The sequence below is a fragment of the Pantoea sp. M_10 genome (genome assembly GCF_008631515.1).
GTDB lineage: Bacteria > Pseudomonadota > Gammaproteobacteria > Enterobacterales > Enterobacteriaceae > Pantoea > Pantoea anthophila.
Genome location: NZ_VWUL01000008.1, coordinates 107,273 through 119,894 on the forward strand (window position 1 = coordinate 107,273; position 12,622 = coordinate 119,894).

Consider the following 12,622-nt stretch of genomic DNA (forward strand, 5'->3'; position numbering starts at 1 on the left):
GCGCAGGGCTGAAGGGCTAGTTGCGACCCACCCGCTGAAACTCAATCACCCAGACCCAGGGATTCACTTCCCAGCTGGTCGCGCCATACTGTTTTTGCCAGGCTTTGCGATAGGCCTCTTTCGGCGACTCTGAGTTCACGTTCATGGTGAAGAAGTTATTGAGGAAGTGCGAATCGGTCTGTACGCCCTCCGCCATAATGTCATCTTCGCTGATATCCTGAATCTTCTCAGCGCGAACGCCGGTGATCTCCAGATTGATGCGGCTGGCCCAGCGCGGCATGTGGATGGCGGTCTGCCAGCCAAACTCTTCCGCTTCCGGGGTACTCATCGCGTGCTGACCCAGCTCATTGCTATCGGCGCGGTACTGACAATATTCCGGCAGGCGGAACGGCGTCGGGTCACGCTCATATTCGGCCAGATCGCTCTCCGGCACCATCGGACCGCGCCAGGTTTCGCGTACCCACAGCAGATCACCCGGTTTGCCATAAGGACAGTGATAGCTGATGTCGCTCATCGACATCAGTTTATAGCCGTGCAGATGATTCGCACTGACATCAAAAGCGTGTACGCCTTCATGATGATCCTGACCCGGACCAAAAGCCTGAGTTTTCATAATGCGCCGGGTTTGCGTTTGCTGGCCAACCAACAGGGCACGGACACGCTGTTCGGAAAAAAGAATCGGCCGTTCTTTCATGGAATACCTCTTGTTATTAGTAAAACCCGGTTACTGCTGTATACGTCCATTTGCTTCACATCTCATAACTATCATAAAAGCTTTAAATCATTTTGCTTAATAATTTGTCGCCTGACAGTCACTTTAAAATTGTCACAGAGGTAGTCAGTATTCCGCAAAATGCAAAAAGTGCACCAGAGCTTATCATGCAACCTTCGCCAGACGACGAATAGCCGGGATACAGTACGTTATAACGGTAAAAATGGGAACCTTTTCAGATTTTTCCCCTGTCAGCGGCCACACTTTTACAAATAATGACGTGACAAAAGCCTCTTCCGTACCCTCTGGCAAGGCTATCCTGCTCAGATTAAACATTACCCCCGTTAAACTAATCTTCTTAGCCACAATTTATTAAGGAAAGGCTGAAAACCGATGAAATTGCGGTTATTGTCTGACAGAGATGCTATACAGATGATCCAGATCTCATTTTTCTGCCGGAAATTGCTGGCAGCCCCGCTCTTATCAACCGCTCTGTAAAAAAAATGTCATTAGCCAGTCGCTATGATGGCCTGACGTTCGCGCACCGATCACGACAGAGAATCTGCTGTCGATCACCACAGGGAGATAGACTATGTCACTTACACTCTGGCAATCCCGTTATGAAAGCTGGTTTCAGGCGAACTGGGTCCATGACGACGGCGCGCACGATATCGCCCATCTGCGCCGTGTCTGGATGAGCGCACAGCGTATCCTGAATGGTACTCCCGCTGATCCGCTGGTGGTGCTCACCGCCTGCTATTTTCACGATGTGGTCAATCTGCCGAAGAATCATCCGGAGCGTCATCTGGCCTCCACTTATGCCGCCACAGAAACCCAGCGCATTCTGCAGCAGGATTTCCTCGATTTCCCGGCTGAAAAGATAGAGGCGGTGATGCACGCTGTGAAAACCCACAGTTTCAGCGCCGGTTTCCCGCCTCAGACCCTGGAAGCGAAAATCGTTCAGGATGCTGACCGGCTGGAATCGCTGGGCGCCATCGGGCTGGCTCGGGTTTTCTATACCGCCGGGGCCCTGAACCGTCCGCTGTTCGACAGTCAGGACCCGCTGGCAAAAGATCGCGAACTGAATGATGCGCTGTGGACGCTGGATCATTTCCAGAAAAAGCTGCTGCGTCTGCCGGAAACGATGCACACGGAAGTGGGACGGATGCTGGCTGAACACAACGCAGATTTCCTGGTGCGCTACATGGCGAAACTCTATGCAGAGCTTCAGGGTAATCTTGTGGGAATGGACGAGGCCGTACTGCGGGATTTCACGCCGCTGCGCAGTGAATATTAAATTTTTATGACAGTATGTTAATCGAAACGGTCATCCGGTAGCGTGTGAGCAATAACAAAAAAGGAGCTGCCTGATGACCGAAACTGTTAATTTAACGATTAAAATTGATCCTGAATTAAAAGAAACGATTAAACAGCTGGCGCTGGAAAACCAGATTTCCATGAGTCAGGAGATTGTGCAGCGGTTGCAGGCCAGTCTGGAAACGCATCCGCATCCGGCGATTGATAATCAGGACATTACTGAAGCGGCGGCGGAAGCCTCAGCCGTTTCTGATGCCCAGGCCGATGGATTAAGCGCCAGCGAACTGAAACAGATACGGTTGCTGCTGAAAAAGCAGAGCAAGAAGAAGAAATAAACATGAAACCCGTCGCCAGACGGGTTTTTTTTGCATCAGGCTGGACTGTTTTGTGGTGAGACTGTGCCTGCGAAGAGAACAGGGTCAGATCGGAAAGACGCAAAAACCGTCATCCCTGACACGCTCGGCCCGCGCCATCCCGGGCGCGGGACGCTTTCCTCTTCTGATCCTGTTCCCTGCGCGTTGAGCTTATTCGTTGCTGTTGAACTCGCTTTGTCTGGGCCTGCATCATTAGGTGGGTTTTCTTTTCAGGAATCAGGGTTTCAGCTGACGGATGTGGGGCAGCAGCAGCAGCGCCACCGCGGCGAACACCGGGACCACCACCGAGTTACCAAACTGCTTGTAAGCCTGCGTGTCTGAGACCGGGATGCGGAACGGCTCGTGGCCCGGTACATCAAAGCCCATCAGCCGCGCACATTCGCGTGGTGACAAACGGCGCGGTCTGCGCGCCATGTTTGCAGCATTGTGAAACTCCGCTTCCCCCAGTGCGCTGTCCCAGCCGCGGTCAATCAGGATCTCCGAGCCATCTTTATAGTAGCGCGCCGACAGGGTGCGCACGCAGCAGTGCGGATTGCGCGGATCGTTGAGGCCAAAGCCAAAGCCATTGCCTTTCGCCTTATGCTTTTTCGCATACTGATAGAGATAGCGCCAGAGCACCGGCGAGAGGATATATTTGTCATCCGGGTCGCTCTCCAGCAGGCTCTGCAGCGCAGGGACCTGAGCCGGAAAGAAGCGGCGGATATCGCGCAGCGTGAAATCCTGTTTTTTCAGGTCACGGCGGATCCCGACCAGCACAATCCGTTCGCGGTGCTGCGGCAGGAAATGACGCGCATCGATCACTTTGGCATCCGGGCTGGTGTCACCGGCATCCGCGACGTCATAGCCCAGTTCATCCAGCGTCTCCATGATAATGGCGAAGGTGCGGCCCTTATCGTGGCTCTTGAGATTCTTCACGTTCTCCAGCACGAAGAAGGGCGGTTTCTTCGCGGCAAGGATGCGCGCCACGTCGAAAAACAGCGTCCCCTGCACCTGGCATTCAAACCCGTGTGCGCGGCCCAGCGCATTCTTTTTGCTGACACCCGCCAGTGAGAAGGGCTGGCAGGGAAAGCCCGCCAGCAGCACCTGATGATCCGGGATGGCAGCATCGATAGCGCGATAGATCGCCTCATCGTCGCTCAGGCCCGCTGGCTGTGTGACCTCACGGATATCGGTATTGAAGTGATGCTCCAGCGGATCGCTGTAGTGGTTAGCTTTGTAAGTGCGAACCGCCTCTTTGTTCCATTCACTGGTGAAGACACACTTGCCGCCTATCGCCTCAAATCCTTTGCGAATGCCGCCAATCCCGGCAAAGAGATCGATAAAGCGAAATTCAGGATTATCATAATGGGCGGGCCGGGCCGGCAGCAGATCCTGCAGCAGAAGCTGTTCGGCTTCACTCAGCGGCGGCACGGCGCATTTGCCCTGGCGGATCCGGTTCAGGAGCGTAGGGCTCCAGCGGGAGAAACCCGCCTGCTGCAGGCGGGCCGTAAGATCACGAACCGAATAGATTGCCAGGACCTGCTGTAAGCGATCGGACGCTTCAGGAAGTGAATGTGCAGCAGAAAGTGGTTCAGCGAGGGCGGCGGGATGCATGCGTTTTTCCTTAACAGTGAGGCGCCTATGCTATCACTCCTGAGGCAGTGAGGAAATTGCCCCGATGTGCCCTGAGCCGGCGCGCCGGAATCGTCTGTTTTTGCGGCGCACGTTGTGAAGGTTCGGTTGCCAGCTTTCGCTTTTCGTGGCGCAGACTAAAGTTGAAGAACCAGCAAAAAAGGAGAGGCTATGGCTGATGTTCACTCCAGCGAAACACGCAGCAAAAATATGCGTGCCATTCGCGCTCAGGATACGGCCATTGAGCAACGTATTGCGCTGTTGCTGAAAGACCGGGGATTCAGCTTTCGTGTGCAGGATAAAAACCTGCCGGGACGGCCCGATTTTGTTCTCAACGACCAGCAGGCGATTATTTTTGTTCATGGCTGCTTCTGGCATCGCCATCACTGCTACCTGTTTAAACTGCCGGCCACCCGCACAGAGTTCTGGACGGGCAAGATTAACAGCAATGTTGAACGTGACCGGCGCTATGTGCAGCAGCTGCAGGCGAGTGGCTGGAAAGTGTTGATCATCTGGGAGTGCGCGCTGCGCGGCAAACTGCGGCTGGCGGATCAGGATCTGCTGGAGCGGCTGGAGGAGTGGCTGCTGGTCATGCCGGAGAGTGCCGAAATCGACCATCAGGGCATTCATCATTACAACGCTGATTGCTAATCAGAGTCATAATTGATTAGATCGACCTTTTCTCCGTGGCCAGGAAGGAGCCTGAGATGAGCAGCATAAAACTGACGGTAAAACGCCTTTACCAGCTTCGCGACGAGCGGATGGTGAATACCCGCGCCACTGCGCGGGTCTACAGCGGCGACAGGCTGATTGCCACGGAGGAGATCACCGGCATGACCGAAAGCCCGGTCAGCAAATACCTGCATGCTGAAGGAACAGCAGGCGAGACGATTCGGGTGGAGTGGGAATGTGAGGGCATCGCCGACATGACCGTAACGGAAATTGAGCGCTGCCCATGTTGTCAACATAACGAACCAGACTAAGGATACAATTTTGGCGGGAACCAGTTTACTGACTTTACTTGATGATATTGCAACACTTCTGGACGATATTTCCGTCATGGGGAAAGTGGCGGCGAAAAAAACGGCCGGCGTGCTGGGCGACGATCTGTCGCTGAATGCCCAGCAGGTTACCGGCGTGAAAGCCAACCGGGAGCTGCCGGTGGTGTGGGGCGTGGCGAAAGGATCGTTTCTGAACAAACTGATCCTGGTGCCGCTGGCGCTGGTTATCTCTGCGTTTGCGCCCTGGCTGATTACGCCGCTGCTGATGCTGGGCGGAGCCTATCTCTGCTATGAAGGGGTCGAGAAGGTGATGCACAGCCTGCAGCATGACAAGCAGAGCAAATCGCCGGAAGCGCGCCAGCAGCGGCTTGATTCACTGGCGAAGCAGAACGCGGCAGAGTTTGAGAAAAAGAAAATCAAAGGCGCAGTGCGCACCGATTTTATTCTGTCGGCCGAAATCGTTGCCATTACCCTGGGCATCGTTTCCGAATCACCGCTGCTCAATCAGGTGATTATCCTGGCGGGCATCGCCATTCTGGTGACCATTGGCGTCTACGGCATCGTGGCGGCCATTGTAAAAATTGATGATTTGGGCTTCTGGCTGCGGGAGAAATCGTCGCGCGTTGCGCAGGGCATCGGCAGCGTGCTGCTGGCGGCGGCGCCCTGGCTGATGAAGATCCTTTCGGTCGTGGGCACCATCGCCATGTTCCTGGTGGGCGGCGGCATTGTGGTGCATGGCATTACGCCGCTGCATCACCTGATTGAAGAGGTCAGCGCTGGCTTCAGCGGCTGGATTGCGACGCTGCTCAGCAATGGCGCGAACCTGGTGCTCGGTTTTATCATTGGGTCGATCGTGCTGTTAGTGGTCAACCTTATTGCCAGAGTGCGTGGAAAATCGGTATAAAGCGCACTGCGATTTACGGTCAGGAGAATGACGATGAACGACGATATGTTTGAATTTGATATTGACGCACAGCTTGAGCAGGCGGAAGCGAAAGCAGAGAAAAAGGCCAGCGAAGTGCCGGACGATCTCGGTGATGAAGCCGATTGCGAAGGCTGTAAAATCTGACGTCAGCGTCGGTTCCTCATCAAAGCGGATAATATTTTTTATCCGCTTTTTTTATTTTCAATATATCCATCTGCTTAATTCCGAATTTGCCCTTTTTATGCGTGCCTTAACAGGCAGGAACCGCATTCGCCTGCTATAAAGAAAATAATCACTAAGGTTAATAAAAAGGAGCGCAGCATGGTTTTCGCAATCAGTGAAGAGGTTCAGCACAAGGAAGAAGGGCACACCATGGTGGTGACCGGCTACGCCAGTGGCATGGTCGAGTGTCGCTGGTATGACGGCTATGCGGTGCGCCGGGAAGCCTTTCGCAGCGATGAACTCTGCGCGCTGAATCCTGAGCAGCAGCTGGCGAGCTGAATCGCAGGCAGACAGCGCGCCGCGAAGAACGGGCCTGTCAGGCCACGGCGCTTAATCCCTGAAAGGCCTGCCACTCTGCAGGCCTCTTCTTCTATCCTGAAGCTTTACTGAGGCTCTGCGCCTCCACCGTCTGAACGCGGACACACTCCCTGTGCCGCTTTTGCTCAGACGTTGCCGTCGTTATCCTCCTCTACCGCCTGATAGATACGCTGCAGCACGTCAGGAAACGCTGACTGGACGCGGCTCCAGCTCGGAATAAAGGGCTTATCGTTGGGACGCTCGATAAACGCCTGACCCGCCTCCAGAATCGACTGGGTAAACATCTCGACCGCCGCCTCTTCCACATGCTGATCGAACTTCAGGCCATTCATGACCGCTTCGTGGTTGTAGGTCTCCATCATATCCAGCGCATTGCGGTAGTAGGTCGCTTTCAGCACCCGGAATGAGTCGCTGGTGAGCGGAACGCCCATGGTGGCCAGCTTACGCAGCAGTGACTGAACAATGTCGCTGCTCATTCGCTTCAGGCCGCCTGTGCCATCATCCTCGGCCAGCGGCTGATGTTTATGGTCATAGTTATCGGCGATCTCGACCTGACACGACTGGCGGGTGGTGTAGTTGCGGTAAATCTCCGACAGCACGCCGATCTCCAGTCCCCAGTCGCCAGGAATTTTAATGCCGTTGAGGACATGCGTGCGCATGGCAAACTCGCCGGAGAGCGGGTAGCGAAAGCTCGACAGGTAATCGAGATACTCTGAGTGACCATAGACTTTCTGCAGCGAGCGCAGCAGCGGCCCGACCAGCAGGCGGCCCACGCGGCCATTCAGCTTGCCGTCGGCCACGCGCGCATAGAAGCCCTTACAGAACTCATACTGAAACGCCGGGTTCGCCAGCGGGTAGAGCAGACGTGCCAGCATGCCGCGCTCATAGGTGACGATATCGCAGTCATGCAGGGCCACACAGCTGGTGCGGTCGGAGGCCAGCGTGTAGCCGGTACAGAACCAGACGTTGCGCCCCTTACCCGGATTGGTGGGGGAGAGCCCCTCTTTATCCAGCTCCGCATCGATCGCCTTCAGGCGCGGGCCATCGTTCCACAGGATACGGTGGCGCTGCGGCAGCCGGGAGAAGAAGTCGCGGGCAAACAGGAACTGGTCGCGGTCGGCCCGATCCAGCCCGATCACAATTTCATCCAGGTAGGGCACTTTTGCCAGCTCATCGACGATATTGGTCAGTGCCGGACCTTCAAGTTCGGAAAACAGCGACGGCAGGATCAGCCCCATTTTGCGTTTGCGGGCAAAGCGAACCATCTCTTTTTCCAGCGACTCCACGCTGCGGTGGGTGAGGTTATGGAAGTTGGTGATTACGCCATTCTGATAAAAGTCACTCATCGCTTCATCCTTTTCATGCCCGTGGGCAGCTCATTGAGGTTGAGTCAAAAAATAGTCGAGCCCTTCACGCCAGCCTTCAGGGCCGTGGTGAGCGGTGTGATAAACCTGCTGCTGATCGGTGCGGCTGAGGGTCACCGGCGTTTTACTGTAGCCTTTGATGACGACCGCATAATCCACCGCATCCAGCATCGGGGCGTCGTTTGGCCCATCCCCCAGCCCGATAGTGACGCGTGGCTCGCCGGGAGAGTGTGCCAGCAGCCAGCGCAGGGCTTCGCCTTTGCCACTGCCTGCCGGCATCACATGCCAGAAACGGCCGCCCTGAGTGAGCGCCAGCCCTTCTGCATGCAGTGCCTCATGAAACCGGTCAAAGGCCTCATCGCTGTCGCGCCAGACCACTACTTCTGACGCATCCCGCTGACGGGAGAGGGCCGCATCCGCTTCACTCAGACCGGTCATGGCGGCCACCTCCGGATCGGAGAAGTCGTGAAACCCGGTGAAGCGGAAGTGGCTTTTCAGTCCAGCCAGACGCTCACAGAGCGCCTCATAGCTGAGGGCGCGATCAGGCAGACGAATCCGTTGCTGATCCAGGGTCTGCACCACGGCACCGTTTTCCGCAATAAAGGGGGAACCGGCGATGCCGAGCTTTTTCTGCAGCGGGACAATTTCAGCTGCGGTCTTGCTGGAGCAGATGACCAGCGGCACCGCATGCTCCCGGAGTGTGGTCAGCCATTCCGTGGCCGCATCCCAGCGATAGCTGTGATGGTCGAGCAGTGAACCATCCAAATCGGTAATTACCATTAAGGGGTGCTGAAGATCGGGCATGAACAGGCTCCTTTCATCACGTTCGCCGCTAAAGCAGCGATTTTTCAATATTATAGTTGAATATGGCGCACACTTTTTTTCCTGCCACACCGGCCAGAAATCCAGGAATATTCTTAAAAACAGGCCCGCAGGAAAGTGGGGGATGCAGGAATTGTGCAGGGCTAAGTGACTGTGCAGCGCGGTGTTTTTAACCTGTATCGCGTCAGCGTGAGTGGGGCGGTTGCAGAAACGTGCATATCTGATACTTGTTCAGTCCGGGCAATCAGGTATTCTGCAACGGTGTTAAGAATTCCCTGGTGTAACGAATTGAATTTTTACCCGGCTTCCATGCCGGGTATTTTTTTGAAATCGATTTCAGCGGTTAGCTTCACAGGCGCGACAGTCACTGATGTCGATCTCAAACGCCTCCCCCAGTTCGGCGCCGGAACGAAAAACCTGACCATCAATCTCGCGTCGTGGCGACGGTCCTGCTTCCATAGCGTCCCGTATCTCATCCGACGTTCTGGCCTGAATCGCCGCCAGTAATCCTTCCATATCTACTCTGAGTTCGGCTGGCTGCGCCGCGCTGTCGTGCTTTTCCTCTGTCATTTTCAGACTCCTGAGAGCAAACAGAACTGTAAGTATAGAAGGCGGCAGAGAAAGGCGAGGAAGGGTTAATCGCAGATCAAAAAAAGCCCGCAGAGTGCGGGCAAAATCCTTGTTATTGCAGGAATGCTGCGCTGCCGGGGGGGCGATGCAGCAGGGAGAGTGTAACGGTCAGGCGCGTAAGAAATCCTGCCGTGCACTGTTAAAGAATCGAAAAAGGGCATCCTTACTCAGATTTACCTGACTTTTCCTGTTAACAGAGCAGATTCAGCTATAGTTGAGAATAAAGCTGAATTTTTTCAATACCTAAAGGAATGGTTATGGACCTCTTAAGAATTATTATTGCTATCCTGCTGCCCCCACTGGGCGTGTTCATGCAGGTCGGGTTTGGCGGCGCGTTCTGGCTGAATATCCTGCTGACCCTCTGTGGCTACATCCCCGGCATTATCCATGCCGTATGGGTCATTGCCCGCCGCTAACGCGCTGCATCCCTCAGGTTCTTCGGTTAGACTGTACGCAGTAAATCATCAGGAGAACCGACATGAAGGTAAATGACCGCGTCAGCGTCAGAACGGATGGCGGCCCGCGTCGCGTGGGCACCATTCTGGCGATGGAGCCGTTCAACGAGGGCACAATGTTTCTGGTTGCGCTCGAAGATTATCCGCTGGGTATCTGGTTTTTTAATGAGACGCATCAGCCGGATGGGATCTTCGTTGAGCCTTACCACGACGCCTGAGCCTGACGCGCGTAAAAAAGCCGCCTCTTCGTTCCCGGAGGCGGCTTTTTGCACAGAAGGGCCCTGAGCGCTGTCGCCCGCGACCCTGCTTAATGACTCAGAAGGTTTCCCAGTTTTCGTTGCTGCCAGCCAGCGCCGGGCGGGGTGCGACGGCCACCGTTTTAACCGGTGCAGCCGGACGGGAAGCCATCGCGGTGGCCGCCGGTGAAGCCTGCAGGCGGAAGGCGGCGACGGCCTGGGTCAGTTTACCCGCCTGATCCTCCAGTGACGCGGCGGCGGCTGTCGCTTCTTCCACAAGCGAGGCGTTCTGCTGAGTGACGTTATCCATCTCGGTCACCGCCTGGCTGACCTGCTGAATCCCGCGGCTCTGCTCGTCGGAGGCGGCCGCAATCTCTGACATAATATCGGTCACCCGACGCACCGCCTCGACAATCTCACCCATCGTATTCCCGGCTGCGCCCACCTGCTGTGAACCGTCATTAATCAGTGCGACCGACTCGGCAATCAGGGACTCAATCTCTTTTGCCGCCTGCGCACTGCGCTGGGCCAGATTCCGCACTTCGCTGGCGACCACCGCAAAGCCGCGCCCCTGTTCACCGGCACGCGCCGCCTCGACGGCCGCGTTCAGCGCCAGGATGTTAGTCTGAAACGCAATGCTGTTGATGACGTTAGTGATCTCCGCAATCTTCTTCGAGCTGCCGGAAATATTGGTCATGGTTTTCACCACACCGCTGACCAGCTCGCCGCCGCTGCGGGCCTTGCCGGAGGCATCGGCAGCCAGCTGACTGGCGTGATGCGCGTTCTCCGCATTCTGCTTCACGGTGGCGGTAAGTTCTTCCATGCTGGCCGCGGTCTGTTCCAGCGCGGCGGCCTGCTGCTCGGTGCGGGAAGAGAGGTCGGTGTTACCGGCGGAGATTTCGCTGGACCCCTGATAAATGGCGACAGCGCCTTCTCGCACCGTTCCGACCGTGGTGACCAGTGCCTGCTGCATCAGTTGCAGGTTATGGATCAGCGTACCGATTTCACTGCGCCCACAGGGCAGGGGAGCGGAGGTCAGATCGCCCTGCGCAATGCGTTCGATGCGTTCCACTGACTGCCGTAAAGGATTGATCACAATCCGCCGCAGGAAGACAAAGGTCAGCAGAACCAGTACCAGTGCAGCCACAAACGCGACGCCCATCGCAATAAAACCGATGCGTGACTGCGTATCGGCTTCAGCGGTAATGGCATTCGCCCGGTCGGTCCGGATTTTAATCGCCTTCAGCAGCACCTGATTATATTCATCATCCAGCTTGCGGGTGACATCCGTCTCCTGAGCAATGATCCCCTCAAAGCTGCCCTGCTTACCGGCATTGATCATCGGCAGCAGGCCTTTAGTAATGTAGTTATTGAAGCGTGCCTGCAGCGTGGCATCGAGTTCGGTATCAGAGGGCGACTTCACCTTACGCGCTTCATAGACCGCAAAGCCCTCTTTGGCCTGCTGGATACGTTTTTCGGCTGCCGCGACGTTCGCGCGAAACTCATCCATTTCGCCAATGCGGGCAGCCGCACCGGCCTGAATAATCGTCAGACGTGCCGTACGCAGATGGTTTGAACTGTTGGCGAGCCCCATACGAACCTGAATTTCGTCGGTGGCATCATCGAGGGAGTGATTGCTTAAGGTAAGAAAGTAACTGGCGACGCCAATACAGAGTGCAAACAGCAGCAGAATGCCGCCGAAGATGAGGCTAAACAGCGGTACCAGGCGGAGGTTCTGCCAGATGCCCGCGCTTTTTTGTCCATCATTATCTAATGCAGTGTTCATATCCTTGCTCTCTCAGGGCTGTTGTTATAAGGCTTAACATCGGCAAAGGAGAGTAAAGACTTAGCGGTAAGAGTGAGACGTGGCTCCCAATTCTGAGCAAAAAAAAACCGGCCCATCGGAGCCGGTTTTTCTGGTTTAACGATCAGCGAATATTAACGTAAATACCCGAGGTCACATTATCGGTTAAACGCACCACATGATAAATCACCTGTTTATTATGGGTTTTGATTTTGCGTTTAATATTACCTTTGTGTGACGATACCGTTTTGGCCTTAATTTGCATTTTATCTGAGATCTGAATGGTGTCATGACCTGACATCCACATTTTCAGCATGTTTGACTCGGTCTGGCTCAGCGTCAGCGGGTGAACATCCATGCCCGAAGAGATGCGCGCAGACTGGTTGAGTTTCTTCTGCAAATAGGTACTGAGTAAGGAATCCAGGGTCGACGTTTTCATCGATTTTGATGTAATAATCAGGTTCTTACGAACGTAGAGATATTCCTCAAAATGGATATTGCTAATCGCCATAAAGATAAAGAAGAGTGTATCGGGATGCTGCGTAATAATGCTGCGGATACGCTCACTGGAATCGGATTCATGAATGAAACAATCTTCATTAATAAATACGACACCAGGATTTAATTGCTCACATTTCTGCTGTAGTTGCTCAATGTCGGAGACGGAAGAGATATTTTTCTTCTTAACTCCTTTCAAAGACATGTAGTCTGTTAATCCCAGGCGTGTGTAGTTGCAGGAATCCATAATAATAGTTGGCATAATAGCGACCCTCACCAATTTGTTATCCGTTTAAATCAACGATGAATACGCGTTGCGATACGAGAGAGATT

16 protein-coding genes are annotated in these 12,622 nt (G+C 54.7%); 9 read left to right on the plus strand and 7 right to left on the minus strand.

Annotation, left to right across the window (positions count from 1 at the left end):
* Positions 1 to 16: 16 nt before the first annotated feature.
* A complete protein-coding gene (locus F3I47_RS19045) occupies positions 17 to 694 on the minus strand; it encodes a hypothetical protein (RefSeq protein WP_046102090.1) in 678 nt (225 codons plus the stop codon).
* Between the two features lie 610 nt (positions 695 to 1,304).
* Between F3I47_RS19045 and F3I47_RS19050 the strand changes: the two genes are divergently transcribed.
* On the plus strand, positions 1,305 to 2,009 hold the full coding sequence (locus tag F3I47_RS19050; RefSeq protein WP_150029817.1) for a phosphohydrolase: 705 nt from the start codon (positions 1,305 to 1,307) through the stop codon (positions 2,007 to 2,009).
* Between the two features lie 73 nt (positions 2,010 to 2,082).
* Positions 2,083 to 2,364: an Arc family DNA-binding protein gene (locus F3I47_RS19055; RefSeq protein ID WP_150029818.1), complete on the plus strand. Its 282-nt coding sequence runs from the start codon at positions 2,083 to 2,085 to the stop codon at positions 2,362 to 2,364.
* A 255-nt stretch (positions 2,365 to 2,619) separates the two neighbouring features.
* On the opposite strand, the gene dcm is transcribed toward F3I47_RS19055, so the two are convergent.
* Positions 2,620 to 3,996, minus strand: a complete 1,377-nt coding sequence (gene dcm, locus F3I47_RS19060) for a DNA (cytosine-5-)-methyltransferase (RefSeq protein ID WP_150029819.1) — start codon at positions 3,994 to 3,996, stop codon at positions 2,620 to 2,622.
* A 189-nt stretch (positions 3,997 to 4,185) separates the two neighbouring features.
* On the opposite strand from dcm, the gene F3I47_RS19065 reads away from it, so the two are divergent.
* From F3I47_RS19065 to F3I47_RS19080, 5 genes are all read left to right on the plus strand, one after another.
* Positions 4,186 to 4,665: a very short patch repair endonuclease gene (locus F3I47_RS19065; RefSeq protein ID WP_009089525.1), complete on the plus strand. Its 480-nt coding sequence runs from the start codon at positions 4,186 to 4,188 to the stop codon at positions 4,663 to 4,665.
* Between the two features lie 56 nt (positions 4,666 to 4,721).
* Positions 4,722 to 4,997: a hypothetical protein gene (locus tag F3I47_RS19070; RefSeq protein ID WP_009089527.1), complete on the plus strand. Its 276-nt coding sequence runs from the start codon at positions 4,722 to 4,724 to the stop codon at positions 4,995 to 4,997.
* 10 nt (positions 4,998 to 5,007) lie between these two features.
* Positions 5,008 to 5,919, plus strand: a complete 912-nt coding sequence (locus tag F3I47_RS19075; RefSeq protein WP_009089528.1) for a DUF808 domain-containing protein — start codon at positions 5,008 to 5,010, stop codon at positions 5,917 to 5,919.
* A gap of 33 nt (positions 5,920 to 5,952) precedes the next feature.
* Positions 5,953 to 6,084 carry a hypothetical protein gene (locus tag F3I47_RS22635; protein WP_003854444.1) on the plus strand — a complete coding sequence of 44 codons (132 nt, stop codon included), beginning with the start codon at positions 5,953 to 5,955 and terminating at the stop codon, positions 6,082 to 6,084.
* 177 nt (positions 6,085 to 6,261) lie between these two features.
* Positions 6,262 to 6,441 (plus strand): YodC family protein, encoded by a 180-nt coding sequence (locus F3I47_RS19080; protein ID WP_009089530.1) that lies wholly within the window; start codon positions 6,262 to 6,264, stop codon positions 6,439 to 6,441.
* A 164-nt stretch (positions 6,442 to 6,605) separates the two neighbouring features.
* Here F3I47_RS19080 and F3I47_RS19085 read toward each other — a convergent pair whose 3' ends face one another.
* From F3I47_RS19085 to F3I47_RS19095, 3 genes are all read right to left on the minus strand, one after another.
* The gene (locus F3I47_RS19085; RefSeq protein WP_009089531.1) at positions 6,606 to 7,826 is read right to left on the minus strand and encodes a glycosyl transferase; all 1,221 of its coding nucleotides are present in this window, start codon (positions 7,824 to 7,826) and stop codon (positions 6,606 to 6,608) included.
* 30 nt (positions 7,827 to 7,856) lie between these two features.
* Positions 7,857 to 8,648, minus strand: coding sequence for a mannosyl-3-phosphoglycerate phosphatase-related protein (locus tag F3I47_RS19090; RefSeq protein ID WP_150029820.1), 792 nt, complete (start codon positions 8,646 to 8,648; stop codon positions 7,857 to 7,859).
* 354 nt (positions 8,649 to 9,002) lie between these two features.
* Positions 9,003 to 9,236 carry a DUF2525 domain-containing protein gene (locus F3I47_RS19095; RefSeq protein ID WP_150029821.1) on the minus strand — a complete coding sequence of 78 codons (234 nt, stop codon included), beginning with the start codon at positions 9,234 to 9,236 and terminating at the stop codon, positions 9,003 to 9,005.
* 317 nt (positions 9,237 to 9,553) lie between these two features.
* On the opposite strand from F3I47_RS19095, the gene F3I47_RS19100 reads away from it, so the two are divergent.
* Complete coding sequence (locus F3I47_RS19100) at positions 9,554 to 9,712, plus strand: YqaE/Pmp3 family membrane protein (protein ID WP_009089537.1); 159 nt, start codon at positions 9,554 to 9,556, stop codon at positions 9,710 to 9,712.
* Between the two features lie 62 nt (positions 9,713 to 9,774).
* On the plus strand, positions 9,775 to 9,969 hold the full coding sequence (gene dsrB, locus F3I47_RS19105; RefSeq protein ID WP_009089538.1) for a protein DsrB: 195 nt from the start codon (positions 9,775 to 9,777) through the stop codon (positions 9,967 to 9,969).
* A gap of 97 nt (positions 9,970 to 10,066) precedes the next feature.
* Here dsrB and F3I47_RS19110 read toward each other — a convergent pair whose 3' ends face one another.
* On the minus strand, positions 10,067 to 11,773 hold the full coding sequence (locus F3I47_RS19110; RefSeq protein WP_150041142.1) for a methyl-accepting chemotaxis protein: 1,707 nt from the start codon (positions 11,771 to 11,773) through the stop codon (positions 10,067 to 10,069).
* A 142-nt stretch (positions 11,774 to 11,915) separates the two neighbouring features.
* Positions 11,916 to 12,551 carry a transcriptional regulator RcsA gene (rcsA, locus tag F3I47_RS19115; protein ID WP_009089542.1) on the minus strand — a complete coding sequence of 212 codons (636 nt, stop codon included), beginning with the start codon at positions 12,549 to 12,551 and terminating at the stop codon, positions 11,916 to 11,918.
* Positions 12,552 to 12,622 lie beyond the last annotated feature (71 nt).

What these genes read in the sequence shown, in the direction of transcription:
- F3I47_RS19045 (WP_046102090.1), bottom strand. Translation starts at nt 694, where the DNA reads ATGAAAGAACGGCCGATTCTTTTTTCCGAACAGCGTGTCCGTGCCCTG.
- F3I47_RS19050 (WP_150029817.1), top strand. Translation starts at nt 1,305, where the DNA reads ATGTCACTTACACTCTGGCAATCCCGTTATGAAAGCTGGTTTCAGGCG.
- F3I47_RS19055 (WP_150029818.1), top strand. Translation starts at nt 2,083, where the DNA reads ATGACCGAAACTGTTAATTTAACGATTAAAATTGATCCTGAATTAAAA.
- dcm (WP_150029819.1), bottom strand. Translation starts at nt 3,996, where the DNA reads ATGCATCCCGCCGCCCTCGCTGAACCACTTTCTGCTGCACATTCACTT.
- F3I47_RS19065 (WP_009089525.1), top strand. Translation starts at nt 4,186, where the DNA reads ATGGCTGATGTTCACTCCAGCGAAACACGCAGCAAAAATATGCGTGCC.
- F3I47_RS19070 (WP_009089527.1), top strand. Translation starts at nt 4,722, where the DNA reads ATGAGCAGCATAAAACTGACGGTAAAACGCCTTTACCAGCTTCGCGAC.
- F3I47_RS22635 (WP_003854444.1), top strand. Translation starts at nt 5,953, where the DNA reads ATGAACGACGATATGTTTGAATTTGATATTGACGCACAGCTTGAGCAG.
- F3I47_RS19080 (WP_009089530.1), top strand. Translation starts at nt 6,262, where the DNA reads ATGGTTTTCGCAATCAGTGAAGAGGTTCAGCACAAGGAAGAAGGGCAC.
- F3I47_RS19085 (WP_009089531.1), bottom strand. Translation starts at nt 7,826, where the DNA reads ATGAGTGACTTTTATCAGAATGGCGTAATCACCAACTTCCATAACCTC.
- F3I47_RS19090 (WP_150029820.1), bottom strand. Translation starts at nt 8,648, where the DNA reads ATGCCCGATCTTCAGCACCCCTTAATGGTAATTACCGATTTGGATGGT.
- F3I47_RS19095 (WP_150029821.1), bottom strand. Translation starts at nt 9,236, where the DNA reads ATGACAGAGGAAAAGCACGACAGCGCGGCGCAGCCAGCCGAACTCAGA.
- F3I47_RS19100 (WP_009089537.1), top strand. Translation starts at nt 9,554, where the DNA reads ATGGACCTCTTAAGAATTATTATTGCTATCCTGCTGCCCCCACTGGGC.
- dsrB (WP_009089538.1), top strand. Translation starts at nt 9,775, where the DNA reads ATGAAGGTAAATGACCGCGTCAGCGTCAGAACGGATGGCGGCCCGCGT.
- F3I47_RS19110 (WP_150041142.1), bottom strand. Translation starts at nt 11,773, where the DNA reads ATGAACACTGCATTAGATAATGATGGACAAAAAAGCGCGGGCATCTGG.
- rcsA (WP_009089542.1), bottom strand. Translation starts at nt 12,551, where the DNA reads ATGCCAACTATTATTATGGATTCCTGCAACTACACACGCCTGGGATTA.